We start from the raw sequence: 26,140 nt of genomic DNA, 5'->3' as shown, positions 1-26,140 counted from the left end.
TCAGAGATAAGAAAGGAACAGGCTGTCGAGCAGCCGCGACCAGCCGGACACCAGCACGAACAGGAGCAGCTTGAGCGGCAGGGAGATGGTCATGGGTGAGACCATCTGCATGCCCAACGCCAGCAGCAGATTGGAAACGATCAAGTCGATGACAATGAAGGGGATGTAGATCAGGAAGCCGATCTCGAAACCCGCCTGCAACTGCGAAAGAACAAAGGCCGGCATCAACAGGATCAAGTCTTCGCGCTGGACCTGCTGGGCCATTTCCGCCGGCCACATGCGTGCGCTGTTTTCCTTCAGGTGAGTCAGGACATCCGGATCGGTATTGCGCTGCATGAACGTGCGCAACGGCTGGATGGCCACCAGGCCGGTCTCCTGCATGGTCTGCACGCTGCTCAAATCCAGCGGTGACGTCTTGAGCGTCTGCGCTACCTCATAGCCGACGGGCGCCATGATAAACAGCGTCGCCGCCAGGGCGATGCCATTGATCGCCATACTCGGCGGCACCTGCTGCACGCCGATGGCGTTGCGGGTAATCATCAGCACGATGACGATCTTCAAGAACGCCGTGCAGACGATCAACAACATCGGCATCAGCGACAACGACCCCAGAAACAGCGCGAGAACGAGCGGGTCGACCCCCTGGAAGGTCATCGGGAGAACACCACACGGGACAACTGCAGGCCAAGCCGCCCATCAACCTCGACCAGTTGGCCCTGGCCGATGGGCCGATCGCCATAGTAGAGCCCGGCCATGCCGGGAGCGTAACCGGTGATCCCCAACACGGCACCGGGGGCGAGATTGCGCAACTCGCCCAGGCTCAGGTTCAGCGTGCCACAGCGTACATTGAGCGCCATGCTCAACTCATCAAATGGCTCATGACCGAATACATCCGTCACCGGTCGATCGTCCCCCGCCTCCGGGGCGTGATGAACAGCCAAATCTTCGTCCACAGTTGTTTCCTCAATTGAACTCACGGTCAGGCACAGCGGCCCGTGTGCGTCGTCAATGCGCCCGTGCAGGCGCTGCTTACCGACGGGCAAGTAACCGTTGCCCTGCACTTGAAAATAGGAGTGTTCGAGTAGCACGACGTCGCCTTCACGGACGCTGCACACCTGCGCGATCGACAAACGCAAACGCCCCAGCGTGACCGCGAGCGTCAGTTGAAACCGATCAGGCATCGGCGCGGCTGTCGGCTGCCAAGGCCCCGCCTCGCACAGTGCCAAAAAGCTCTGCGCAGACATCCACAGATAGCCCGCCACCCTGGACGCGCCAAGGCTTACCCACAGCCGGCAACCGAAGTCCAACGCGGGCACCGTGGGTGACAAACGCAGGGAGCCGAATAACGCTCGAACCTGTGGGCTCAGGTGGTGTTCAAACAAGGCCCAGAACCAGGAGTCCGGATCATTGCCAGCCTGGGCCAGTGTCACTGGGCACTGGCCCAAGAGGCTGAGCTGCGGCGAAGGCTCACCGAACGCCAGGACCCCACAGGCCGTCTCAAAACACAACGGCGTGACGCCCTCCGGCGCACACGCGGGTTCAAGCTGCAACGCCCCACTCTGGCCGTCGACCTCAAACGGCATGCGTAGCCCGCCGCCCAACCGACGCAGGGCCGCGACCACGTCACCCTCGACCGCGCGCAAGGCCAGAGGTGGCATCATCATGTGCGCTCCAGGTGTACCAAATGCAGGCTGACCGGCTCGCCAACAGCCTGGGCGATCCGATCCTCGCAGCGTTGCCGCACGCCACTAAGCCAACGCGTCGTCGTGTCGTGCTCCGCGTCCAATTCAACATTCCAAGTGTTGTGTTCTCGTCGGATGCGGGCCTGGATCCGCCCCAGCCGAGGCAAGTACAGCGTCGCCTCAAGCGGCCATTGCGAAGCGCCGTGTATCCGAGGTGCCAACTGTTCGGCCAATGTCTGGATCATGCCAATCTCTGCGGCAGCGCTTCGTCCCGCCGCAGCGTGGCTCCCATAATTCTTGGGCTCACCCTCATCCACGAACAACCGGCGGAACAATTGCCCGTGTTCTTCAGGGATAACCACGCCTGCCCCTGCCTCACGCGTATCACGAAGCTCACGCGGGCGCGAACGCTCGACCTTGTCCGCCGGCACCTGCGTCACGTCTCCTCTCGAGTCAATAACCTGGCCAGCTCCTGAAGTTTTTCGACCTCGCGCAAGCAGTGGGTAACCTGCTTCTGCACGCTGCTGATGTGCACCGCCTGCTGCGTCTTTTGCTCATGCAAGGCTTGTAACTGGCCCTCTTCACGCAATGTGCCGGCCGACAGGTTGCGCTCCTGGGCGCCCCAGTCTTTCAGCGCCTTGAAGGTCATCACCTGCCCCTGGTGCTGATTGAACAGTTGCGCGCATTGCCTGGCCTCTTCGAGGCGAGTGTGCTCAAGCGTCTGCTGCGCCTGCTCGATCTGTTCGAGCAGGGTTCGCTGGGCTCGTTGGGCGGCGCTCAAGGCTCGCTCGACACGATCAGCGCGATGCCGGCGCAAGCGCCGCAGTGTCTCGACTTCAGCGATAAGTGAGTCAGAAGGGGACATACGCTGTCAGCTCCGTCAGTTGCTCCAGGGTCGTCGTGATAGGTGATGGCTCTCGCAGGTCCTGGCGCAAAAAACCATCGACAGACTGACGGCTGTCCACGGCCATATCGGTCAAGGCATCACTGCCGGGCTGATACTCACCCAGCTTGAGCATCAGCTCGATCTGCTGATACGCCGATAACAGACGCCGCAACGCGGTGCCGGCCCGGATATGTCCAGGCTCCGCCACATTGCTCAGAATCCTCGATAAGCTGGCCAGCACATCCACCGCCGGATAATGACCACGCTCGGCCAGCTTGCGGGATAACACGATGTGACCGTCGAGCAGTGAGCGAACCTCATCCGCCACCGGGTCGCTCATCGAGTCCTGCTCGATCAGCACCGTATAAATGGCGGTGATGACACCGTCCCGGGTCAGCCCGGCCCGCTCCACCAACCGCGGCAGCAAGCTATACACCGACGGCGGCAAGCCACCACGCCCCAGGGGTTCGCCGGCTGCCAGGCCGATCTCGCGCTGGGCTCTGGCGAACCGGGTCAGGGAGTCGATCAGCAACAACACCCGCTGGCCTTTACGTCGAAACCCTTCGGCCAGTGCGGTTGCAGTGAAGGCGGCGCGGGCGCGCTCCATGCTGGAACGGTCGGAGGTGGCACAGACCAATACGGCCTTGGCGCGCAGTGCGTCGTCCAGCTCATGATCGAGAAACTCACGCAGTTCGCGACCTCGCTCGCCAATCAGGCCGAACACAATCACATCGCAGTCCACGTTACGGGCGATCTCCGCCAACAAGGTGGTCTTGCCACAACCGGCACCCGCAAACAGTCCTACGCGCTGGCCCTCCCCCAGGGTCAACAGACCATCGATCGAACGCACCCCCGTGGCAAGCGCCCGATGGATCCTCGGCCGCTCAGTCGGCAACGGTGCTTCGCACAACACCGTGCTGGCATCGAGCGTGTCGCTTGCGACAAAGGCACTGGGACCGTCACCCGCAATAGGTCGACCAAATCCATCCAGCACCTGCCCCAGCAGCGCCTCGCTGACTTGCACCCGGTGCGGCACACCCAGGCGCTCGACACTGGCACCTACACGCACACCCTCCAGGTTGCCCAGGGCGCTGAGCACGGCGTCCTGCTGATCGAACCCGATGATTTCGGCCAGCATGCAATCACCCGGTTTTTTCTCCACCTGGCACAAGTCGCCGATACGTGCGTCGGGCAGCCGGCATTGCAGCAGCATGCCGTTCACACGCTGTATCCGACCGCGCATCGAAACGGGCGCAAAGCGGGTCAGTGCTTGTGACTGGCTCAGCCGCCATGATTCCAGGCGCGCCTGTATCGAGTCGTTCACCAGCGCACCTCATAACGTTGCGTACCGTCAAAAATCACTTTGTTGTTGTCGATCAACACCAGCCGCAGGCCATCCAGTTCGTCGCCCACGAACAACCGAAGTCCGTCCTCCAGCACGACGTGGCCGCTGGCGCCCCCCACGATCTGGAGGATCTTGAATGGGAGCGTGTTGTCGCGTACCTGCACGCGGCTGATCACTGGCACGGCGGTGTCGAACTGCTCGGCGAAACGGCTGAGCATGCGTGCGACCAGCTCGACGTCCTCCTGGGAAACATCACCGTTGAGAACAATCTGGCCATTGATCACTTGCAAGCTGACCCGCTGTGCCAACTCGCGCTCGCTGAGCATCTTCAACAACTGCTGTCGCGCCTCGAAGGGCGAACCCAGCTCCTGTTTTTGCTCAACGGGCGGCATCAGCGACGCTTGCGCCCCGCGCCCCGCTGTCGAGACGATACCGATTGCAACGATGACCACAGCGCACAGCAACACCAGGCTGATCAAACGCTTCTGTTGCGACGTAGAGATCGAAGACAGCAACAGCCGCCTGGCGGGCTCGGGCATCGACGCCACCTGCGCTGGCCTGTCAACCGGCGCCTGCGGCCAAGGCTGACCGGCAGGCGCCACACACAAGCGAACGGTACCGATCACAAAAGGCGTGTTGAATGCCAGGTTGCCGATCTGCGCCAGCACTTGCCCATCGCTGTCTTGCAATAGTCCTGCTTCGGCCTGCACCGACCAATGCCCGTCGATCAATTGCAAACGTGCGTGGTTCTCGGTGATACCCGGGTCTCTTAACAACAGGTCGGCGTCCGCGTGGGCGCCAAGGCTCCATTGCTCGCCAAACAACGGCAGAGCAGCGCCTTTTTGCAGACCCTCCAGCACCCGCAGCTCGAACATCATCGCACCTGTCGCGTCAGCATTAACGGCGGGGTCATGCCAGCGCCCCGCGCATCAATTCGTCCTGGCCCAGATCAAAACGCCCCAGCACCTTGACCTTGGAAGTACTCCCCAACTCGGCAAAAGACAGCACCGGCACATGGCTGAATTCGTCCAGCAGCAAGGTGCGCAAGGGACTGCGTAGATCCTGTGCCACCAGCATCACGCTCTTGCTCTTAGGGCGCGCCACAAATGCCTGATTGAGCAGGTTGATCAGGGCCGCACTGCTCTCGTTGTCGAGGGCAAAGAACACTCCGCTCTGGGTTTGGCGCAGCGCTTCGCGCAGGATGTTTTCAGTGTGGGGTGACAGCAGCCAGGCATGCAGGCCATCGGGCTCGCTGTACTGATGGTAGATCTGCGCCTTGAGCGCAATGCGTGCGTAATCGGCCAAGGCATCCGGCTCGCGTTCATGCTGGCCGTATTCGATCAATGACTCGACGATCAAACGCACCGCACGCAACGGCACGCCTTCGCCGGCCAAGCGCTGCAACACCGACGAAAACCGCGAAAGCGGCATGATACGTTGCAGTTCCTGTACCAGTTCCGGCTGGTTGTGCTCCAGCCAACTGAGGATCGCCTTGCTTTCCTGGATACCCAGGAACCGTGGCCCGCTCAGCATCATCGCTCGCGTCATACGCTCGATGATCAGGCTCTGGGCACTGAAACGCTCGACCAGGGGATCGTCCAGCAAGGGGTCATCGGGAGCGAGCCACAACCAGTCCTGTTCATCGCGCTCGGGAAGCCCTCTTTCGCCTCGCTCCAACGGAGGTGTCAGCGACGCGTATTCGACTGCTATCCGATCGCTCAGGGTCGCCGCCATCACTGGCACCTCATGCACGCAAAAGCGCATCTCGTCGGGCGCCAGCAAGTCATCGAATTCGGCTTCAAACGGCGGCAGCGTCAAACCGATACTCGTGACCAGTGCATTTCGGGCCTGACGGATTTTATGAACGATATCGATGACCTGCGGCGTTGCGTACAACGTCGGGTGGAACTGCAACAGATACGGGCGCGACGGATCAAAGCCGCGCAGGTCTTCGTCACCGTTCTCCTCGGGGCGCACCACCTTTTCAGCCTGAGCAGGCGGGGCAGCCTCGCGCTGTCGCTGACGCGCCAGGTAGTAGCCCAGGCTGCCGGTCATCAGCGAGATCAGAATAAACACCACCGTGGGCATGCCCGGGAGTGCGGCGAAAGCAAGCATGCCCACCGAGGCGATCATCCAGCTCTTGGGCTCACTGGTCATCTGCCGGGCAATTTCGGCGCCCATGTTATTGGCGCCCTTGCGTCCATCCGGGGCCACACGGGTAATGATCATGCCGGCGGTCAGGGAGATCAGCAGCGCGGGAATCTGTGCGATCAGACCATCGCCAATGGTCAGTACCGAATACAACGCCATCGACTCGCCCGCACTCATCCCATGCTGGAATATCCCAGTGGAGAAACCACCCAGCAGGTTGATGAGCACGATGATCAACCCGGCAATAGCGTCGCCTTTGACGAATTTCATGGCGCCGTCCATGGCCCCGAACAGCTGGCTTTCACGGGACAACTGCTCACGCTTATCCCGCGCCTGCCCTCCGTCGATCAGCCCCGCGCGCAAATCACTGTCGATCGACATCTGCTTGCCCGGCATCGCATCCAGGCTGAAGCGGGCAGCGACTTCAGCGACCCGTTCGGAGCCCTTGGTAATCACCAGGAAGTTGACGAGGGTCAGGATCAGGAAAATCACCAGGCCCACCGCCAGGTTACCGCCCACCACAAAATTCCCGAAGGCTTCGACAATGTCACCCGCATCCTGCTCCAGCAGGATCAAACGCGTGGTGGCAATCGACAGTGCCAGGCGAAACATAGTGGTCAGCAGCAAAATCGATGGGAACGATGAGAACGCCAACGGCCCAGGCAGGTACAGCGCCAGCACGATCAGCAGACAGGAAATACAGATATTGAGTGCAATCAGGATATCCACCAGCCAGGTGGGCAACGGCACGATAAAGATAAACACGATGGCCATGACCACCACCGCGCCTAACACCTCAGCACGCTGCGCCACCTTGAGCAGCACAGCGTTGATGGAGGCCAGCACCGTCACTGCTGGCTCCTCGACTCGCTCTCGAAGTGCGAATGACCGCGCTCGGCACGGGTGAATTCGTCCATCACCAGCAAGATGTTGTGCAGAGCCTCTTGACGCCCGCGGCTGTCACGCCACAAGGCAAGGGGCAAACGCTGCATCACCGGGTACAAGCCGTTGAGAGACACCAACTGGGCAGCCGGTAGCGCACCACCAAAATCGCAGGCCAGCCGCTGGACTTCTGCCGATTCGATACCGGTGCCGGCGTAGCCCAACAGCCGTTGCAGCAGGCTCACCGCATCCAGCCCGGTATCCAGGCGCCGGATCAACGCCTGGCAATTGGATAACGCCCCGCCCAGCTGGCTACAGCTCTGCAGACCCAGTAGCAAGGTGCGCAGTTGCGCCGTGGGGACCGAGGGCGTGTGTGCGGCGATATCGTCGGCCAAGGCCCGGCGCATCAGGTTGAGCCCGGCGCCAAACTGCTCGCCACCGTACACCCCGAGCAACGATTGCATCATCAACACCAAGGATTGGCGCATGACCACACTGGCGTAATACAACGCACGCACCGCCTGGCGTTCCTGCGGGTCATCGCTGGCGTGCTGCAGGGTCAGTGCGATATTCAGCCCGGCCTGGATTTCCCGCTTGAAGCGGATTTCCAGCTTCGCGATTGCATCTCGCGCCAGGGCGGCCTCGACCTTGCGCGCTTCGGCTTGCGCCTCGGCCGCCACGCGCTGGAGAACTACAAACGTGCGTGCCGGATCACGACCGGTCAGCTCAAGCAATGTGTCGATACCCGACTGCTGCAACAGTTGCATCCGCACGTGACGAGCAACGGTTGCCAATGTCGCCTGGCCAGGATGACCCAGCTGTTCATAGAGCTGAGTGATCTGCTCGATCGGTGCGACCTGCCGTCCAATCGACCGACGCCCCAGGGCTATTCCATTGAGCGCCACTTCCTCGCTGAATATCTGGGCAATGTCGTCGATACCCGCCGCACCGGCCTGCGTTTGAGCGGCGCTGATGCGGGGTTGATCCGTGGTCGGGATCGCTTGCACATCGTTGAAGGGTTCGACTTTCATGGGCGGGCCAGGACAGGAAGTTTGTGTCCCTATGTGGCAAGCGCTCGCCATACAGTTCCATCGAAATCACCCCTGCGGCATTTTTGAAAAGACCCGCACAACGGCGTCCGGTCTTTTTGCAAGCAACTGCACAAGACCCGGTGGGAATAAATATATTTTTATTTAAAAATCAATCAGTTAAGTAATTTTTTCCTTTGGCACAGCCAGTGCAAAAGGGGTTCACGTCGAACCACTTCGACCGTGTCCACCCTGAGGAAAAAATCATGGATATCCCTATTGGTGCCCTCGCTCACCTTGTTGGCAGCTCGCCTCAATTCATGCTCCACCTGACGGACGACCAGCAAAAAAAACTTCGGCGCTTCATTCATAAACGTGTGCTCAACCCGGAAGATGCGGACGATCTTCTGCAACTCACCTACCTGGAAGCCTGGCGCAATCGGGAGCGCTACAGCGGCCAGGCGACACTCAGCACCTGGATGTGTGGAATCGCGCAAAACCTGATTCGCAACCACTTCAGGCGCCTGTATGCCAAACCGGTACATTGCGAATTCGACGAGGCGCTGTGGCATGGCCAGGAGGACAGCCGCAACCTGGACTGGGAGTTCGAGATCAATCGCCGACTGGAAAAAACCCTCATAGCCATAAAGGGCCTGCCGCAGGAAATGCGCAAAACCCTATATGCCTCACTGGAGACCGATGGCAGCTATCAGGACACCGCCGACGCGCTGGACATCCCCATCGGCACTGTTCGCTCGCGCTTGTCGCGGGCACGTGAACAACTCAAGCGCGTTACCCATACGCCATTGCGACCTTAAGCCAGGCTAGCTGGCAATTGTTGGGCGACAGGGATATCAGCCCAACTCGATCAAGCCTTTTCATGTGCGACGGCAAGAACGCCCGTCCCCCAGGCAACGACGAGAACGCGGGCAGCCTGTACACGCATCCCCTGTTGCGAGATTTCCCAGGCGCCCGGCCCGGTCGTGCTCATCCCGCCAAAACCGCGCATCAGCCTGCCCTCTCATATTCGGTCTTCACCGATATAAGCCCGCCGGCCAACCCACCACTCGTCGCCGTTTAGCCCATTTTTCGTTAAACAGTTGAAAGCGTAGAAAAAATCTCAATAAAAATGCTTGACGCATTCCCGTTCTGCGCGAATAATGCGCGCCACTTGGCTACATAGCTCAGTTGGTTAGAGCATAGCATTCATAATGCTGGGGTCCGGGGTTCAAGTCCCTGTGTAGCCACCAAGTACTAAAAACGGCTTACCGAAAGGTAGGCCGTTTTTTTATGCCTGTCGAAAAGTACTGAGGCATACTCGCTGCGGTCCAGAGCCCACACCCTAGCCTTGAGCGCAGCCGGTAGCCCATTCATGAGCCTCAATGTATTCGTCATCATCCTCCTGGGTGCGGCACTTCACGCCACCTGGAATGCCGTCGTCAAAGGTGGCGCCGACAAGCTCTTGACCACCTGCATGATCGCCTCAGTCGCCTCGCTGATCGCGTTGACGGCCGTCCCGTTCCTGGAGCCTCCGGCGAGAGAAAGCTGGCCGTTCATAGGCGCATCAGTGATTTTCCAAGTGCTGTATTTCGCCCTGGTCGCCTCGACCTACCGCCTGGCCGACATGAGCCAGACCTACCCGATCATGCGCGGTACCGCGCCACTGCTGGTGGCGACGGTGAGCGTGCTGGTGTTGTCCGAGTCGTTGTCGGCATTTGCCTGGCTCGGAATCGCCGTCATCTCCCTCGGCATCCTGAGCATGGCCACCGTCCCTTCGGCAGGTCAGAGAAAGGGCATGGTCCTGGCCTTGATCAATGCCGGCGTGATCGCGGGCTACACCCTGATCGATGGGGTTGGCGTGCGCAAATCCGGCGCGCCGGCGGCGTACACCCTGTGGATATTCCTGCTGACCGGCATTCCGCTTTTCGCATGGGCCCTGGCCACACGACGCGGCGTATTTCGTGACTACGTCAAGCGCCACTGGCACCTTGGCGTGGTGGGCGGCTTCGGCACGGTCGCGTCCTATGGCCTGGCCCTGTGGGCAATGACTGCCGCACCGATCGCGACAGTGTCGGCACTCCGGGAAACCTCCATCCTGTTCGGCGTGGTGATCTGCGCATGGGTACTCAAAGAGCAGGTGACGCGGGCGCGCATCCTCGCCGCCTGCATCATTGCCGCCGGGGCGATGGTATTGCGCTTGGGCTGAGTGCAGCTCATGCGCTCAAAAAAACTCCGTATTTGTATTTTGACGCTCTCCGGGCCCACTGTTAGTGTCCTGCCTCCCCTGCACGGAGTGGTCACGATGAAATTGGATATCTACCAGGTCGACGCTTTCAGCCAACAGCCCTTCGGCGGCAACGCGGCGGCGGTCTGCCCGCTGACGGAATGGCTGACCGATGAGCAATTGCACAATATCGCCGCCGAGAACAACCTCTCGGAAACCGCATTCTTCGTCCCCCGAGATGGGTTTTATGAATTGCGCTGGCTTACCCCAGAAGTCGAAGTGGACCTGTGCGGACACGCCACGCTGGCGGCGGCGTGGGTGTTGATTCACCAGTTGGCGGGTGCACCTGATGTGTTGCGCTTTGCCACCCGCAGCGGCGAGTTGCGCGTGACGCGCAATGGCGACGAACTGGCGATGGATTTCCCTGCCAAGCAACCCGAGCGCTGTGAGCCGCCGGCCGGAATGTTGGACGCATTGGGGATTGAGCACGCCGAGGTGTATGGCACTGATGACTACATCGTGCTGGTGGACGACGAAGCCCAGGTCGCCGCGCTGACGCCAGACTTCGCCCGCCTCAAGGGCCTGCCCAGACGCGGCATTGCAGTAACGGCCAAAAGCACGCGGTTTGATTTCATTTCCCGCTGGTTCGGCCCGAACGTCGGTATCAATGAAGACCCTGTCACCGGCTCTGCGCACTCCTCGCTGACGCCGTTTTGGGCCGAGCGCCTGGGCAAGTCGCAATTGACCGCCGAACAAGGAGGCAAGCGCCGTGGGCAACTGCGTTGCGAACTCAAGGGCGACCGCGTGATTATCGCCGGGTACGCGGCGCTCTACCTGAAAGGTACGATTTTCCTGTAAAAGCAGTCACCCAAGGACAACAGATCATTCTCACAATGAACGGAGTTCAGCGCGTGCTTTCGATTTCCCGCCGTCAACTGTCAATGGTTGCCGCAGCCCTCGCCCTGGCCGGCTGTCACACCCCCGTCAATGAACAGCCTCCGGCACCGGAGCTAGGCTCGGGCTACCGCACCGATCTTGCGACGCAACACGCCCAGCGCCACATGGCCGCCGCCGCCAACCCGTTGGCGGCCGAAGCCGGGCGCGAGATGTTGCGCCAAGGGGGCTCGGCCATCGATGCGGCGATCGCTATGCAGGCGGTGCTGACCCTGGTGGAACCGCAGTCGTCCGGCATCGGCGGCGGCGCGTTCATCATGCTCTGGGATGGGAAAACCGTGCACGCGTATGACGGTCGCGAAACGGCGCCGGCGGGTGCAACCGAGCGGTTGTTCTTGAAGGCCGACGGCACGCCCATGGCATTTCCCGAGGCGCAGATCGGTGGGCGCTCGGTCGGCACGCCGGGCGTCTTGCGCGCACTGGAGATGGCACACAAGAAAACCGGCCACCTGCAATGGGCCAAGTTATTCGAGCCGGCCATTCGGTTGTCGGAGCAAGGCTTCGCGATTTCCCCACGCTTGCACGCGCTGATTGCCGCCGACCGCTACATCCCGCAGTCGCCTGACATGGCGGCCTACTTCCTGAATGCCGATGGCACACCTAAAGCCACCGGTACGCTGTTGAAAAACCCGGCACTGGCGAACGTATTCAAACGCATTGCCAAGGAAGGACCGGACGCGCTGTACCACGGCCCGATCGCCGACGAGATCGCACGCAAGGTCCAGGGCAGTCGCAATGCGGGCAGCCTGTCGCAGGCCGACCTCAAGAACTACGCCGCCAAGGAACGCACACCGCTGTGCACCGACTACAAGCAGTATCAGGTGTGCGGCATGCCGCCGCCATCCTCGGGCGGAATCGCGATTGCGCAAATCCTCGGCACGTTGCAGGCCGTGGAAGCCCGCGATCCTCGCCTGGCCATCGCACCGATGACACCCGTGAAAAGCGCCTCGCCTGCCGGTCTTGAGCCCACCCCGGAAGCCGTGCACCTGCTCGCGGAAGCCGGTCGCCTGGCCTTTGCCGACCGCGCACTGTATGTGGCCGATTCAGACTTCACACCCGTCCCGCTCGCGGGCCTCGTCGCACCGAGCTACCTGGCACAACGCGCGACGCTGATCGGCGCGCGCAGCATGGGCATCGCCAAACCGGGCCAACCCGCGGGTATCCAGGTGGCGTACGCGCCGGACCGCTCGCCGCTGCGCATCTCCACCTCGCAAGTGGTGGCAGTGGATGACCTCGGCGGTGCCGTATCGATGACCACCACGGTGGAAGCGGCGTTCGGTTCGCACGTGATGGTCCAGGGCTTTTTGTTGAACAACCAGATGACTGACTTCTCGTTCATCCCCGAAGAAAACGGCCAGCCGGTGGCCAACCGGGTCGAGCCGGGAAAACGCCCACGTTCGGCCATGGCGCCGACCTTGGTGTTCGACCGCAAGAGCGGTGAGTTGCTGGCCGCGGTGGGTTCACCGGGAGGCTCACAGATCATCGAATACGTGAGCAAATCCCTGGTGGCAATGCTCGACTGGAAGCTCGACCCGCAAGCCGCCATCAACCTGCCCAACTTCGGCAGCCGCAATGGCGCGACCGAACTGGAGGCCGGCCTGTTCAGCCAGGGATTGAAACAGGCGTTGAAGGACAAAGGCCACTCGTTGAGCGAGATTGATATGACCAGCGGCATCCAGGCCATCGTGCGTACGCGGGATGCCCAGGGCAAGACGACGCTGAGCGGCGGCGCGGACCCTCGACGCGAAGGCGAAGCGCTCGGCGACTAACTTTTTCAACGGAGAGATGCTGTGCAGCAGGCAGACAATCTCGGCGCCGTACCCGGCGTCGACCATGGTTTTTGCTCGATCAACGATCCGCTACGGCCAGAAGGTGTTTTCATCTGCAAGCAGGTGCACAGCGCCTCGGTGATTGAATGGCAGGTCGATCAGGTGGCCAACACCATTGAGGCGGATGGTGTGTTCACCCGCGCACATCAGCCGATTGCGGTGATTACGGCCGATTGCCTGCCGGTGCTTATCGCCTCCAAAAACGGCGCAATGGTTGCCGCTGTGCATGGCGGCTGGAAGGGCTTGCAGGGCGGGATCATCGAAAACGCGGTGCAACGCTTTGCCGCCGAAGGCTTTGCCGTGGACCAGTTGCGGGTAGCCATCGGGCCGTCGATCAAGCCCTGCTGTTATGAGGTGAGTGAGGGGTTTATCGGGCAGTTCCAGATGGATCAAGGCCACCTGTGGCGTGATGGCTTGGCACCATGGCGCTTTACGCAACCGTCGCCATTGCTGCCATCCGAGATTGCACCGCCGTATGCCAGGCAAGCGGGAAGCGCCTGGTTTGATTTGAGCGGGTATGGGGTGATGCTTCTGCTGGCGGCGGGGCTTAAGCGTGAGCAGATCGAAGTCAGTGAGGTGTGCACTTATTGCACATCGCCCACGTTCGCCAGCTACCGCCGAAGGACTCATAACCCGCAGGAGGCGAAGACGTTGATCTATTCGTGGATCGCTCGCTCAGGTCGGTGAGAGAGCACTTACACGCGATATTCTCAAGTCTATCTCAGGCTCGTAAGCATAGAACCACGTCATGTCTTGCGCTGAAACGCGCCATTCACAGCTGCCTTTGTAGATACGGCCAGACGTTTGCCGGGAAGCACTCAGTAACGCCTGATGACGCTACTGAGCTGCCGGTCGATGACTACCGGCTGATCTTGAGCCCCTTGCGCCCGGCATGCCGCTCCAGCGCCAGCTCGATCAAACGGCTCACCAACTCGCTGTAACTCATCCCCGCGGCCTGCCACAGCTTGGGGTACATGCTGATGCGGGTGAAGCCAGGCAGTGAGTTGACTTCATTGATCAGCACCTCACCGTCGTCGGTGAGGAACACATCGACCCGAGCCAGCCCAGCGCAGCCCAGCACCTCGAACGCTTCGATAGCCAACTGGCGAATACGCTCGCTGGCGTCATGACTGATCGCGGCCGGCACCACCACCTGGGCGGCCTGGTCGTCGATGTATTTGCTGTCGTAGGAATAGAAACCGTTGCTCACCACGATCTCGCCACAACCGCTGGCGACGGGGTTGCCATTACCCAAGACCGCGCATTCGATTTCGCGGCCTTGAACGGCAGACTCCACCAGCACTTTTTCATCAAAACCCAAGGCTAACTCGACGGCTGCGTGGTACTCGGGTTCGCTGGCAACCTTGCTCACGCCCACCGAAGAACCCTGGTTCGCGGGTTTGACGAACATCGGCAAGCCGAGTGTGTTGACTGCCGTTTCAAACGACGTGCGCGCCGCATTGCCACGGGTCAGGGTGATGAACGGGGTGACGCCGATACCGGCATCGCGCAGCAGGCGCTTGCTGATGTCCTTGTCCATGCACACCGCCGAACCGAGCACATCGGAGCCGACGAAAGGCAGGTCGGCCATGCGCAGCAAACCTTGCAGGCAACCGTCTTCGCCGAGGGTGCCGTGGACAATGGGGAAGATCACGTCGATGTGTTCCAGCAAGCCCTGCCCGGAGGTTTCCACCACTTGCCGGCTGGCCTTGCCCGGCACCACCGCGAGTTCGCGGTTGGACTGATTGAGGGCGATCAGCGCCGGGTTTTCCTGGTTGATCAGGAAGTTCGAAGTGTCATTGAGGTGCCAGTGGCCGGCCTTGTCGATGCCGATCAGGACAGGCTCGAAGCGCGAACGGTCCAAGGCGTCGACGATATTGCGCGCCGATTGCAGAGAGACTTCGTGCTCAGCCGAACGGCCACCAAAAATAATACCTACCCGCACCTTGCTCATGACCCAGCCTCACCGTTGAAAGTAAGGCTTCTTAACACGGGCAGTCAGCGATTCGCCACCAGATGTGCACCGAACAGCACGTAGCAACCACCGGCAAAACGGTCGAGCCACTTGCGCGAGCGGCTGTAGAGGTTGGCCATGCGTTCGCTGGAAAACACCAGAGCGACGGCGCTGTACCAGCTGAACGACAAGGTCGCCATGATGATCACCGCCAGCGTCAGCAGCAGCGGTGATGGCGAAGGTGGCATGGTCGAGGCAAAGATAGTCGCGACAAACAATGCGGATTTGGGATTGGACAGATTACCAAGCAAACCCAGCCGCCAAGCCGACAACAGCGAGCGCCGATGCTCATCAGCCAACGGGTTCCGACCCGCGACCGGCACCGAACGCTTGAACAGTTTGAGCCCCAGGTAAATCAGGTAGCAGCCACCGACAAGCTTGAACGCCAGGTACAACATGGGCGCCGCCGTAAACAACGACTTGATGCCCAGGCCGCCGGCCAGCCCCCACAGAACCGTACCCGAGGCCACGCCTGCCGAAGCCGCCACGCCATGACGACGCGAAGCGTTGGCGGCTAACTGGGCGATGTTGAAAAAGTTAGGCCCCGGAGTGACGACGGCAACCACCCACAGCAAGCCCAGCGAAACCAGGGGTGCCAAGTAAGCAAGGTCAAAAGGCTGCATGGTGCGGCTCCATCAGCGCGGTGTATGAACGCCGATCATAGGCTTCGCCTTCTGCCTGCACAATCGTACAAGACCTTGGCAGACAAGGGCTTCAGACTGGGTTAACGTGTTTCCACCTCTATTTGTGACAAGTCACCATGGGCCAACCCACTTCCACCCTCGACTGGCTGCACCGCGCCCCGCACGCCAGCGGCCTGGACCGTATCGAGGCGTACTTCGCGGGCTTTGCGTTCGACCCTCATCGCCATGACACCTACGCGATTGGGCGCACGTTGTTTGGTGTACAGAGCTATCACTATCGCGGCAGCATGACCCACAGCCTGCCGGGCACGACCATGGTGATTCATCCGGACGAAACCCATGATGGCCGTGCCAGCAGTGTGGAAGGCTTCAAGTACCGGATGATTTATGTGGAGCCTGCGTTGGTCCAGCAGATTCTCGGTGGCCGGCCGTTGCCCTTTATCCACAACGGCCTGTCGACCGACCCTCGGCTGTTTCGCGCCAGCGAAGTGTTGCTGCAAAGCCTGGATTGCCCGATCGACCCGATGCAGGAACAGGACGCGCTGTACGATCTGGCGCAGGCGTTGAGCGCCGCCTCGGGGGTGATTGTCAGCCGTAAGTCCTTCGACTACGTCGCCGCCGAGCGCGCCCGGGAGTTTATCCACAGCGCTCTGGGCCGCAGCATTACGCTGGATGAAATGGCCGACCACTGTGGTCGTGATCGCTGGGCCTTGTCGCGGGATTTTCGCTTGTTGTTCGGCACCAGCCCTTATCGCTACTTGACCATGCGGCGGCTGGATCTGGTACGTAGCCTGCTGGCTCAGGGGCAATCGTTGGTGGACGCGGCGCTGACCGCCGGCTTCACTGACCAGAGCCATATGACCCGGCAATTTCGCAGCACCTACGGCATGCCGCCGTCGCGCTGGGTCAAGATGCTCGGACGCTGAAAAAAACAACTCGACCTATGTGTAGGAGCGAGCTTGCTCGCGAAAAACTCACAGGCGCCGCGTTCATTCAGGCAGAACGCGTTACTGTTAACGTTTTTCGCGAGCAAGCTCGCGCCTACAGACGGTGGGTTCAGGGCAACAGTTGACGCCCTACAATCGGCGCACCGATGGTCAGGAAATTCCCGCCAGCAATATGATGCAAGGTCCGTAGCTCATCATGCCCTTCGAAGTGCCAATGCCCCTCGCTGAACACACGCACATCGGCATAGGCGGCGACCACTTCGCCAAGAAACAGATCGTAGGTCTGCTGGTTATGGGGTTCGGGTAACAAGCGGCACTCCAACCACGCCACGCAACCCTCAAGCAGCGGCGCTTCGGTGTGCTCACCGCTGAAGGTTTGCAGGCCATAGGTGGAAAACTTGTCTGTTTCAGCGCCGGTGGTATTGCCGACGGTCTGCACCAGGTCAGCCTGGGCTGCACACGGCACCTGGAGCACGAAGGTGCCGGCGCCTTCCAGCAGTTGACGGGTCCAGGTGGATTTATCCAGTACCACTGCGACTTTCGGCGGTTCGAAATCCAGGGGCATGGCCCAGGCGGCAGCCATGATGTTGCGCCGGCCCTCGTGGGCTGCGCTCACCAGCACGGTCGGCCCGTGGTTGAGCAAGCGGTAGGCCTTGGACAAGGGAACGGGGCGACGGTGGGTGAGGCTCATGGCAGATCGGCTCTTCATGCAGGAAAGAACCTACGATACCTGAGCCTATGCTCAGTTCGATAACTGATTGGCGAATTGCCCGACCGCGCTGACCACCTTCTGTGCGCCGTCCTGGATTTCCACAATCACCGTGCCCGCCTCGGCCGCCAGCGCCAGGCCCTGTTCGGCTTGCAGGCGGCCATCGCTCATCAGGGCGACCGCATCGCGGGCCATGTCCTGGTTCTGACGCACCACCCCAACAATCTCCTCAGTCGCTTTGCTGGTACGTGAGGCCAACTGGCGAACTTCATCCGCCACCACCGCAAAACCACGGCCTTGCTCACCGGCGCGGGCCGCCTCGATGGCCGCGTTGAGCGCCAGCAGGTTGGTCTGCTCGGCAATGCCGCTGATGGTCTTGACGATGGTACCAATCACCTGGGACTGCTCGTTCAACGCCTCAATGCCTTCGCCGGCCTGCTGCATGTGCTTGGCCAGGTCACGCATCACACCCACCGCCTGGGTCACGACGGTAGTACCGCGCTGAGCACTGTTATCGGTTTGCTGCGAGGTGCTGTAGGCAATGTTGGCGGCCTCGGCCACGGCCTGTTCCCGGTTGACCTGGTCGGTGACCACCGTAGCGAACTTGACCACTTTGTACACTTGATCATTGGCGTCCAGCACCGGGTTGTAGGTCGCTTCCAGCCATACCACGCGGCCATGGCTGTCCACACGCTTGAAGCGGGCCGCGATAAACTCTCCGGCGTTCAACCGCTTCCAGAAGTGCTGGTATTCGGCGCTGTTGTATTCCTCCGGTTCGCAGAATATCCGGTGATGCTTGCCCTGAATCTGCGCCAGGCTGTAGCCCATGCCACTGAGGAACCGGTCGTTGGCCGTAAGCACATGGCCGCCGAGGTCGAACTCGATCACCGCGGTGGAGCGCACCAGCGCGGTGATCAGGTTTTCATGCTCACGCGAGGCCTCGATGGTTCGGGTCAGGTCGCTGGACACGATCGAGAAATATTTGATGTGCCCGTCCGAACTGCGCACCGGCTGCACGATAGAACGCAACCACGCTTCCTTGCCATTGCCGCGCATCAGGCGCACGGTGCCGGCATAGTGTTCGCCGCGTACCAACGCATTCTTGAAACGCTGCTGGAATTCGTTCTGGCGCACATGCGGCGCAAACAACTCGTCAATCAAGCGCCCCAGCAATTGAGTGCCTTGATAAGCCATCTCTTGAAGAAAGAGGGTGTTGACCGACGCGATACGCCCCTGCGGGTCCAGGGTCATCGCGATCATTTCGCTCTCCAGGCTCTCTTTAACCTGTTGCAAGCTGGACAACTCTTCGCGAAGAGCCGATAGCTCCTGCTTCAAACGGGTCTTGAACATGGGTGCACCAATGATCAGATGATGACAAGGTATTATCTGCATCGGCGCTACCGGCGGTTTCTGAAGAGGGTTTCAACGCCAGATACATCTATATTTGTGATCAGTCAGCCGCCATTGTTTCGGCACACCCCCATCACTTGATATTCCAGCGTATTGAGCTTGCCGGTGGAGTCCTCATAGGTCATCCGTGACGGCACTGTGGAGCACGAGCGGATCGGCGGCGTCACGTTGACCACATTGGCAATGTCCAGCTTCATGCCATAGCGATACGCCCGTACCTCGGGTACCGGCTTGCCGACCTTAGCCGCGTAATCGGCCATCGCCTTTTCATTGCGCTCCATCATCAGGGCAAAAGTACGATCCCCGCCGCCTTCGGCCAATGCGCCAAAAGACAAGATGGCAGTTAATACACCCAGGCCAATTTTATAAAAGTTCATCACAGGTTCCTCGTCTGAAAGTTCAGTGCCGAGATTAACCAGTGAACCCTGACGCCATGTTCACTACAACATTACTTATTTGTCAGGTAATCGTGACTTTCCAGAATTGTAATGTTCGAGCCACTTTCTTGTTATCTGGCATTTGCAACTATCAGCCCGGGCCAAATCAATAAAAACGCCCACTTCCATAAGAAGCCGATAACTGCCAATACCAAGGAGCGAACCATGAATATCCGCCACTGCACCCTTCCCTTTTCGTTTATCGCCGCACTGCCCCTGACCGCCGTGGCGGCTCAGGACAAGCCCGAAGGGTTTATCGAAGGCAGCAGCATCAACGTGCTGGCGCGCAATTTTTACTTCAACCGCGATGATCGAAAGGGCCAATCCAGCCCTACCGGTAACGGTTATTCCGAGGCCTGGGCACAGGGGCTGATCGGCAAATTCGAATCCGGTTTTACTCAAGGCACGGTGGGGTTCGGCCTGGATGCGTTCGCTATGTACGGCCTGCAGCTCGACTCGGGCACCGGCCGCAGCGGCGGCAATGGCTCGTTCGGCGTGCTCCCGGTGGACAGCGACAACCACCCCGAAAGTCGCTACAGCAAAGTCGGCGGCGCGTTGAAATTGCGTGTGCTGGACACCGTGATCAAGGCCGGCGATGTGTTCCCGCTTACCCCAGTGGTGGCGTACGGCGACTCGCGTTTACTGCCGGAGAGCTTTCGTGGCGTGACCGCGCAAAACACCCGTATCGAGGGCCTGAGCCTGCAAGGCGGGTACCTGAGCGGCATGAGCCAACCCAACGAAAGCGGAATGAACAAGGGTTTCTCGACTTTCTATGCGGGTAAGGTGGATTCGCCCTCGATCAGCTATTTCGGCGGTGATTACCAGCTCGACAAACACCTCAGTGTGAGCCTGTACAGCAGCCGTTTGAAGGACGCGTGGGACCAGTATTACGTCGGCAGCGCCGCCAGTTACCCGCTGGGCGATGACGTCTCGTTGTTCGGCGACTTCAACTATTACAAGGCCGTGGATGAGGGCAAAAAGCGCCTGGGGGAATTCGATAACAACATCTGGAGCGCCAGGCTGGGGGTCAAGGTCGGCGCCCACAGCGTGGCCGTCTCACACCAGCGCAACAACGGCGATGACGACTTCGATTACCTGCGTCAGTCAGACTCGATCTTCCTTAACAACTCGATCCAGTACAGCGACTTCAACGCCCCCAAGGAGCGCTCGTGGATGGTTCGCTATGACTTGGACATGCAGCCGTTCGGCATCCCCGGACTGTCGTTCATGACCCGCTACGGTAAAGGCACCGGTGCCGACTACAGCAACGCCAACGCCGTATACATGCGCCGCGACGCAGCGGGCAACCCGCTGACCGACCAGCGTCGCTGGGAGCGGGATATCGAGGCCAAATACGTGGTGCAAAGTGGCACCTTGAAAGATTTATCCCTGCGCCTGCGCCAGGCCACGGTGCGCTCCACTGCGTTCGAGTCGGACTTGGAAGAAGTTCGCTTGATTGCCGAATATCCATTGGTAGCGCTGTAAGTGATTACATTCGTTCGCCGTTAACCAACATCTGTTCACAAATTGCCGGTTATCAAAACTGTAATATTGGCCTCACCTTCTCGTTAAGTTGATCTTTCTATACTGGCCTCAACTTATTCACCGAGCACATTCATCTCTGAAGCTTTTGTGTAGCTCCTTTGGAAAGAGATGGATTTTTAACGCCCCGCCTGGGGCGTTTTTTTTGATGCCGGATTTATGCGGCCGATGGTCGCAGTTGACCCTGAAGCTACTTCACGGTTCAGAATTTTCCTACTCCCCAACATTAACCTCCATAAGGAAATGGCCCCTCTTCTCTTCGTAACAGGTAAATCCCCATGCGTATCCTTGTAGTTGAGGACGAACAGAAAACCGCCGACTACCTGCAGCAAGGCTTGAACGAAAGCGGCTACGTGGTCGACTGCGCCAGCAATGGCATCGACGGTTTGCACCTGGCCGGGCAACACGCCTATGAACTGGTGATACTCGACGTCAACCTGCCCGGCAAAGATGGCTGGGAAGTGTTGGAGCAATTACGCCGCAACGGCACCCAGCGCGTGATGATGCTGACCGCCCGTGGCCGACTGGCAGACAAGATCAAGGGCCTGGACATGGGCGCCGATGATTACCTGGTCAAGCCCTTCGAATTTCCCGAGTTACTGGCGCGGGTGCGCACGCTGTTGCGCCGCAGCGAACATATCCCCCAGCCGGAGGTGTTTCGCGTGTCGGACCTCGAGCTGGACCCTCGCCGCCATCGCGCGTATCGCGGCACCCGGCGCATTGACCTGACCACCAAGGAGTTCGCCCTGCTGCAGGTGCTGATGCGTCAGGCCGGCGAAGTGCTGACCCGCACACAGATCATTTCCCTGGTGTGGGACATGAACTTCGACTGCGACACCAACGTGGTGGAAGTCTCCATCAGCCGCCTGCGTGCCAAGGTCGATGACCAGAGCGAGGTCAAACTGATCCATACCATTCGCGGCGTGGGCTACGTGCTGGAGGCACGCCCATGAAAACCGGCAGTTTGTCGATGCGCCTGGGCCTGACCGTCAGCCTGATGGGCGCGGGCCTGGTCTTGCTGCTGGCGACCCTGGCCTACCTGGCCCTGACCCATGAGCTGGAAAAACTGGCGCGCAAGGGCCTGGAAAGCAAGATGGAACAGATCCAGCACAGCCTCGCCCTGGGCCTGGACGCCCACGCCATTCGCGCCCGCCCACATTCGCTGATGGACCTGGTAATGGGCCACGACAACTTCTACCTGACCATCGTCGGCACCGCGCCCAACAACAGCGTGCTGCTGAGCGTCGGTGCAAAGCCGCAAGAACCGTTGCTGACCGACTTCAAGCCACGGGAAACCCTCGGTTACCTGAACTGGACAGACAGTTACGGCAACCAGGTGCTCAGTGCCTCCAGCCTGATGCGCCTGGCCAACGGCGAACGCGTGCGGGTCCTGCTGTCCCTGGACCGCATGGACGATCAGGCACTGCTCAGCGCCTACCTGCGGGCCACCGTGATCGCGCTGCCCATGCTGTTGATCCTGATCGGCATGGGTGCCTGGTGGCTGGTACAGCGCGGGCTCGCGCCACTGAAGCAGTTCAGCCAGGTGGCCGCCAAAGTCACCACTCAGGACCTCACGCACCGGTTGTCCATCGACAACCTCCCCAAGGAGCTGGGCGAACTGGCCCAAGGCTTCAACGTGATGCTCGACCGTCTGGACGCCGGGGTGCAGCAACTCTCGCAGTTCTCCGATGACCTCGCTCACGAACTGCGCGCGCCCCTGACCAATTTGATGGGCAAGGCCCAGTTGACCCTGTCACGCCAACGGCCACCGGAGGAATACAAGGCCGTTTTGGAATCCAATACTGAAGAACTGGAGCGCCTGGGACGCATCGTCAGTGACATGCTGTTTCTAGCCCAGGTCAGCCACCCGGCAGCGCGCGCTTCGTTCACAGCGGTGCCCCTGGCGGCCGAAGCCCATCGGGTCATGGCGTTGTTTGCGCTGAGCGCCGAAGACAAACAACTGACCCTGACCTTGAGCGGCGATGCCCAGGTGTTGGGTGACCGCCTGATGATCCAGCGTGCGCTTTCCAACCTGCTGTCCAATGCCATCCGCCACAGCCCGGCGGGTTCGCACATTTCGCTGCTGGTGGAAGCCTATGGCAACAACGTATCCGTATCGGTGAGCAACCCCGGCCCGGGCATCGAGGCCCGGCACCTGCCGCACCTGTTCGAACGTTTCTACCGTGTCGACAGCAGCCGCGCCCGCGCCGAAGGCGGCACCGGCCTCGGGCTGGCCATCGTGCGGTCGATCATGACCCTGCACCAGGGGCAGGCCGACGTGCGCAGCCTGCCCGGTGGTTTCACGCTGTTTCGCCTGGTGTTTCCTCTTCCTTGCGATGCGCCCACTGATACAACGCCGGCAGCACCAGCAAGGTCAGCAACGTCGATGAAATAATCCCGCCGATCACCACCGTCGCCAACGGCCGCTGTACCTCGGCACCGGTGCCGGTGGCGAGTGCCATGGGGATAAACCCGAGGGACGCCACCAACGCGGTCATCAGCACCGGGCGCAAGCGGGTCAATGCACCTTCGTTGACCGCCCGTGATAACGAGCGCCCTTCCTCCCGCAGGTTGCGGATGAAGGCGATCATCACTAGCCCGTTAAGCACCGCCACCCCGGACAACGCGATAAAGCCCACGCCCGCCGAGATCGACAACGGAATGCCGCGTAACCACAGCGCCATGATCCCACCGGTCAACGCGAACGGGATCCCGGTAAATACCAGCAAGCCGTCCTTGAGGTTGTTGAACATCATGAACAACAGCCCGAACACCAGCAGCAACGCCACCGGCACCACGATGCGTAACCGTTCGGAGGCTTCCTTCAACTGCTCGAACTGACCGCCCCAGGTGGTCCAGTAACCTGCGGGTACCTTCACCTGGCGGCTGATAGCCACTTCGGCCTCCTCGACAAACGAGCCGATATCCCGCCCGCGCACGTTGGCACTGACAATCACCAGGCGCTTGCCGTTCTCGCGACTGATCTGGTTCGGGCCGAGCACCAGGTCCAGGCTGGCAACCTGGGACAAGGCAATAAAGCCCAGTTGCCCCACCCCGGTGCCGGCCATTGCCGGTACGGGGATCAACAGTCGCGACAACCCCTCGATATCGGTGCGCAACGCGTCAGACAAGCGCACAACCATGTCGAAACGACGGTCACCTTCGTACAAGGTACCGGCCTGGCGCCCTCCCACGGCGACGGCAATGGTGTCCTGCACATCGCCCACATTCAGGCCAAACCGCGCGGCCTTGTCGCGATCGATATTGATGGTCAGCACCGGCAGGCCGGAGGTCTGCTCCACCTTCACCTCCGAGGCACCCGCCAGCGTTTTCAATGTCTCGGCAATGCTCTCGGCGGTCTTGTTCAGCACCGCCATGTCGTCACCGAACACTTTCACCGCCACATCGCTGCGCACACCGGAAATCAGTTCGTTGAAACGCAGTTGGATCGGTTGCGACAGTTCATACGCACTGCCCGGCACAATCGCACTGGCGCGCTGGATATCGGCAATCAGCGCTTCACGGGACTTCTTCGGATCGGGCCATTGGTCCTTCGGTTTGAGCATCACATAGCTGTCGGAAATATTCGGCGGCATTGGGTCGGAGGCGATTTCCGCGGTGCCGGTGCGGGCAAACACCCGCTCGATCTCCGGCACCTGGGCCAGCAAGGCTTTTTCCAGTTGCTGCTGCATCTGCACCGATTGCGTCAGGCTGGTGCCCGGTACGCGCAGGGCCTGCTGGGCGAAGTCACCCTCACTGAGGCTGGGGATAAATTCGCTGCCCATGCGGCTGGCGACAGCCCCGGAGGCGATGATGGTCAACACCGCCAGGCCAAATACCAGCGAGCGGCGCGCCATCACCCAATCCAGCACCGGGGCATAGGCCCGACGCGCGGTCCGCATCACCAGGTTTTCTTCCTCCTTGACCTTGCCGGTGACGAACAGGGCAATTGCCGCCGGCACGAAGGTCACCGACAGAATCATCGCGCCAAGCAAGGCGATCACCACGGTGAACGCCATGGGATGGAACATCTTCCCGGCCACCCCGGTGAGCGCGAAGATCGGCAGGTAGACCACCATGATGATCAGTTGCCCGAAGATCAGCGCACGCCGCGCTTCCTTGGCCGCGGCGAACACTTCATGCAGGCGTTCACTGCGCGTCAACAGGCGCCCATGTCGGTGCTGCGCATGGGCCAGACGACGAATGGCGTTCTCGACGATCACCACCGCGCCATCGACAATAATGCCGAAATCCAGCGCGCCGAGACTCATCAAGTTAGCGCTGACTTTGTTGGTGAACATGCCGGTAAAGGTGAACAGCATCGCCAGGGGAATCACCATGGCCGTGATCAGCGCCGCACGGATATTGCCCAGGAACAGGAACAACACCGCGACCACCAGCAGCGCACCTTCGAAGAGGTTTTTCTTCACCGTGGCGATGGCTTTTTCCACCAGGTTAGTGCGGTCGTAGACCGTAACGGCGACCACACCTTCAGGCAACGAGCGGTTGATCTCTTCGAGTTTTTTCGCCACCGCCTGAGATACGGTACGGCTGTTTTCACCGATCAACATAAAGACGGTGCCCAACACCACTTCACGCCCGTTCTCAGTAGCCGCACCGGTGCGCAACTCGCGGCCGATCTCGACCTGAGCCACATTGCGCACGCGGATTGGCGTGCCGTCCGAAGTGGTGATGACGATGTTGGCGATGTCGTCGAGGGACGCCACCTGCCCCGGCGCACGAATCAGCAGTTGCTCACCGCTGCGCTCGATATAACCGGCGCCGACATTGGCGTTGTTGCGCTCCAGCGCCGTGACCAGGTCGCCCAGGGTCAGGTTATAGGCCGCCAGGCGCTTGGGGTCCGGGGCAATCTGATATTCCTTGGCGAAACCACCGATGGTGTTGATCTCCGCCACACCCTGTACGTTGCGCAGTTGCGGCTTGATGATCCAGTCCTGGATCACCCGCAGGTCGGTGGGTGTGTAGGGCGTACCGTCATCTTTGAGTGCGCCTTCCTCGGCCTCGACGGTCCACAGGAAAATTTCCCCGAGGCCGGTAGACACCGGCCCCATGGCGGTTTCGATACCCTCAGGTAACTGCTCGCGGGCTACCTGCAGGCGCTCATTGACCAATTGACGAGCGAAGAACAGGTCGGTGCCGTCCTTGAAAATCACCGTGACCTGAGACAAACCCGAACGCGACAACGAGCGCGTCTGCTGCAAGCCCGGCAACCCGGCCATGGCGGTTTCGATGGGAAAGGTGATGCGCTGCTCGGTTTCCAGCGGTGAAAACCCGGCCGCCGCCGAGTTGATCTGCACCTGCACATTGGTGATATCGGGCACGGCGTCGATGGGCAACTTCTGATAGCTGGCAATGCCGACACCGGCCATCAACAGCACCACAAGCAGCACGATGATGCGCTGCTCGATGGCGAATTGGATAAGGCGCTCAAACAT

General features: G+C 60.6%; 23 protein-coding genes and 1 tRNA gene. 10 read left to right on the top strand and 14 right to left on the bottom strand.

The features are described from left to right. The 8 genes from sctR to sctW all read right to left on the bottom strand — a co-directional run bounded on the left by sctR (window position 1) and on the right by sctW (window position 7,977). Window positions 1–654, bottom strand: a complete 654-nt coding sequence (gene sctR / locus M5B97_RS26285) for a type III secretion system export apparatus subunit SctR (RefSeq protein ID WP_123714451.1) — start codon at window positions 652–654, stop codon at window positions 1–3. Beyond that, the gene (locus M5B97_RS26280; RefSeq protein WP_248733109.1) at window positions 651–1,664 is read right to left on the bottom strand and encodes a FliM/FliN family flagellar motor switch protein; all 1,014 of its coding nucleotides are present in this window, start codon (window positions 1,662–1,664) and stop codon (window positions 651–653) included. Before M5B97_RS26280 ends, sctR begins: the two co-directional genes overlap by 4 nt. After that, window positions 1,661–2,044: a type III secretion system HrpP C-terminal domain-containing protein gene (locus M5B97_RS26275; protein ID WP_248733108.1), complete on the bottom strand. Its 384-nt coding sequence runs from the start codon at window positions 2,042–2,044 to the stop codon at window positions 1,661–1,663. Before M5B97_RS26275 ends, M5B97_RS26280 begins: the two co-directional genes overlap by 4 nt. 74 nt (window positions 2,045–2,118) lie before the next feature. Further along, window positions 2,119–2,547, bottom strand: coding sequence for a YscO family type III secretion system apparatus protein (locus M5B97_RS26270; protein WP_248733107.1), 429 nt, complete (start codon window positions 2,545–2,547; stop codon window positions 2,119–2,121). After that, window positions 2,534–3,892: a FliI/YscN family ATPase gene (locus M5B97_RS26265; RefSeq protein ID WP_248733106.1), complete on the bottom strand. Its 1,359-nt coding sequence runs from the start codon at window positions 3,890–3,892 to the stop codon at window positions 2,534–2,536. Before M5B97_RS26265 ends, M5B97_RS26270 begins: the two co-directional genes overlap by 14 nt. Then, the gene (locus M5B97_RS26260; protein ID WP_248733105.1) at window positions 3,889–4,788 is read right to left on the bottom strand and encodes an FHA domain-containing protein; all 900 of its coding nucleotides are present in this window, start codon (window positions 4,786–4,788) and stop codon (window positions 3,889–3,891) included. The genes M5B97_RS26265 and M5B97_RS26260 overlap by 4 nt, the downstream gene beginning before the upstream one ends. A gap of 34 nt (window positions 4,789–4,822) precedes the next feature. Beyond that, on the bottom strand, window positions 4,823–6,916 hold the full coding sequence (sctV, locus tag M5B97_RS26255; RefSeq protein ID WP_134658868.1) for a type III secretion system export apparatus subunit SctV: 2,094 nt from the start codon (window positions 6,914–6,916) through the stop codon (window positions 4,823–4,825). Continuing rightward, window positions 6,913–7,977 carry a type III secretion system gatekeeper subunit SctW gene (gene sctW / locus M5B97_RS26250; RefSeq protein WP_248733104.1) on the bottom strand — a complete coding sequence of 355 codons (1,065 nt, stop codon included), beginning with the start codon at window positions 7,975–7,977 and terminating at the stop codon, window positions 6,913–6,915. The genes sctV and sctW overlap by 4 nt, the downstream gene beginning before the upstream one ends. A 263-nt stretch (window positions 7,978–8,240) precedes the next feature. Between sctW and M5B97_RS26245 the strand changes: the two genes are divergently transcribed. The 6 genes from M5B97_RS26245 to pgeF all read left to right on the top strand — a co-directional run bounded on the left by M5B97_RS26245 (window position 8,241) and on the right by pgeF (window position 13,668). Continuing rightward, window positions 8,241–8,792 (top strand): RNA polymerase sigma factor, encoded by a 552-nt coding sequence (locus tag M5B97_RS26245; RefSeq protein WP_123714444.1) that lies wholly within the window; start codon window positions 8,241–8,243, stop codon window positions 8,790–8,792. A 355-nt stretch (window positions 8,793–9,147) separates the two neighbouring features. Then, window positions 9,148–9,224, top strand: a tRNA-Met gene (locus tag M5B97_RS26240). A 122-nt stretch (window positions 9,225–9,346) separates the two neighbouring features. Next, on the top strand, window positions 9,347–10,180 hold the full coding sequence (locus tag M5B97_RS26235; RefSeq protein ID WP_248733103.1) for an EamA family transporter: 834 nt from the start codon (window positions 9,347–9,349) through the stop codon (window positions 10,178–10,180). Window positions 10,181–10,276: 96 nt separating this feature from the next. Further along, window positions 10,277–11,056, top strand: coding sequence for a PhzF family phenazine biosynthesis protein (locus M5B97_RS26230; RefSeq protein ID WP_248733102.1), 780 nt, complete (start codon window positions 10,277–10,279; stop codon window positions 11,054–11,056). A gap of 35 nt (window positions 11,057–11,091) precedes the next feature. Then, entirely contained in the window at window positions 11,092–12,921 is a 1,830-nt protein-coding gene (gene ggt / locus M5B97_RS26225) for a gamma-glutamyltransferase (protein WP_248733101.1), read from the top strand. A 21-nt stretch (window positions 12,922–12,942) separates the two neighbouring features. Continuing rightward, window positions 12,943–13,668: a peptidoglycan editing factor PgeF gene (gene pgeF, locus M5B97_RS26220; RefSeq protein ID WP_248733100.1), complete on the top strand. Its 726-nt coding sequence runs from the start codon at window positions 12,943–12,945 to the stop codon at window positions 13,666–13,668. 172 nt (window positions 13,669–13,840) lie between these two features. Here pgeF and ddlA read toward each other — a convergent pair whose 3' ends face one another. Both ddlA and M5B97_RS26210 read right to left on the bottom strand, forming a co-directional pair. Next, window positions 13,841–14,935, bottom strand: coding sequence for a D-alanine--D-alanine ligase (gene ddlA / locus M5B97_RS26215; RefSeq protein ID WP_123714439.1), 1,095 nt, complete (start codon window positions 14,933–14,935; stop codon window positions 13,841–13,843). 44 nt (window positions 14,936–14,979) lie between these two features. Continuing rightward, on the bottom strand, window positions 14,980–15,618 hold the full coding sequence (locus tag M5B97_RS26210) for a LysE family transporter (protein ID WP_248733099.1): 639 nt from the start codon (window positions 15,616–15,618) through the stop codon (window positions 14,980–14,982). Window positions 15,619–15,755: 137 nt separating this feature from the next. Here M5B97_RS26210 and M5B97_RS26205 point away from each other — a divergent pair, with 137 nt between their 5' ends. Further along, window positions 15,756–16,565: an AraC family transcriptional regulator gene (locus M5B97_RS26205; protein WP_248733098.1), complete on the top strand. Its 810-nt coding sequence runs from the start codon at window positions 15,756–15,758 to the stop codon at window positions 16,563–16,565. Window positions 16,566–16,695: 130 nt separating this feature from the next. Here M5B97_RS26205 and M5B97_RS26200 read toward each other — a convergent pair whose 3' ends face one another. From M5B97_RS26200 to M5B97_RS26190, 3 genes are all read right to left on the bottom strand, one after another. Beyond that, window positions 16,696–17,277 carry a flavin reductase family protein gene (locus M5B97_RS26200; RefSeq protein WP_134658884.1) on the bottom strand — a complete coding sequence of 194 codons (582 nt, stop codon included), beginning with the start codon at window positions 17,275–17,277 and terminating at the stop codon, window positions 16,696–16,698. Window positions 17,278–17,328: 51 nt separating this feature from the next. Then, a complete protein-coding gene (locus M5B97_RS26195; protein WP_123714435.1) occupies window positions 17,329–18,645 on the bottom strand; it encodes a PAS domain-containing methyl-accepting chemotaxis protein in 1,317 nt (438 codons plus the stop codon). A gap of 104 nt (window positions 18,646–18,749) precedes the next feature. Beyond that, the gene (locus M5B97_RS26190; protein WP_123714434.1) at window positions 18,750–19,082 is read right to left on the bottom strand and encodes a DUF2790 domain-containing protein; all 333 of its coding nucleotides are present in this window, start codon (window positions 19,080–19,082) and stop codon (window positions 18,750–18,752) included. Window positions 19,083–19,307: 225 nt separating this feature from the next. On the opposite strand from M5B97_RS26190, the gene M5B97_RS26185 reads away from it, so the two are divergent. The 3 genes from M5B97_RS26185 to M5B97_RS26175 all read left to right on the top strand — a co-directional run bounded on the left by M5B97_RS26185 (window position 19,308) and on the right by M5B97_RS26175 (window position 23,079). Continuing rightward, window positions 19,308–20,627, top strand: a complete 1,320-nt coding sequence (locus tag M5B97_RS26185) for an OprD family porin (RefSeq protein WP_248733097.1) — start codon at window positions 19,308–19,310, stop codon at window positions 20,625–20,627. 335 nt (window positions 20,628–20,962) lie between these two features. Further along, entirely contained in the window at window positions 20,963–21,637 is a 675-nt protein-coding gene (locus tag M5B97_RS26180) for a heavy metal response regulator transcription factor (protein WP_123714432.1), read from the top strand. Beyond that, complete coding sequence (locus M5B97_RS26175) at window positions 21,634–23,079, top strand: heavy metal sensor histidine kinase (RefSeq protein WP_248733096.1); 1,446 nt, start codon at window positions 21,634–21,636, stop codon at window positions 23,077–23,079. Before M5B97_RS26180 ends, M5B97_RS26175 begins: the two co-directional genes overlap by 4 nt. Here the strand turns inward: M5B97_RS26175 and M5B97_RS26170 are convergent. Beyond that, window positions 22,985–26,140: a CusA/CzcA family heavy metal efflux RND transporter gene (locus tag M5B97_RS26170; RefSeq protein WP_248733095.1), complete on the bottom strand. Its 3,156-nt coding sequence runs from the start codon at window positions 26,138–26,140 to the stop codon at window positions 22,985–22,987. The genes M5B97_RS26175 and M5B97_RS26170 overlap by 95 nt on opposite strands.

Source organism: Pseudomonas sp. MWU13-2517 (assembly GCF_023242545.1).
Lineage (GTDB): Bacteria > Pseudomonadota > Gammaproteobacteria > Pseudomonadales > Pseudomonadaceae > Aquipseudomonas.
This window is presented reverse-complemented; position numbering and strand designations above follow the sequence as displayed.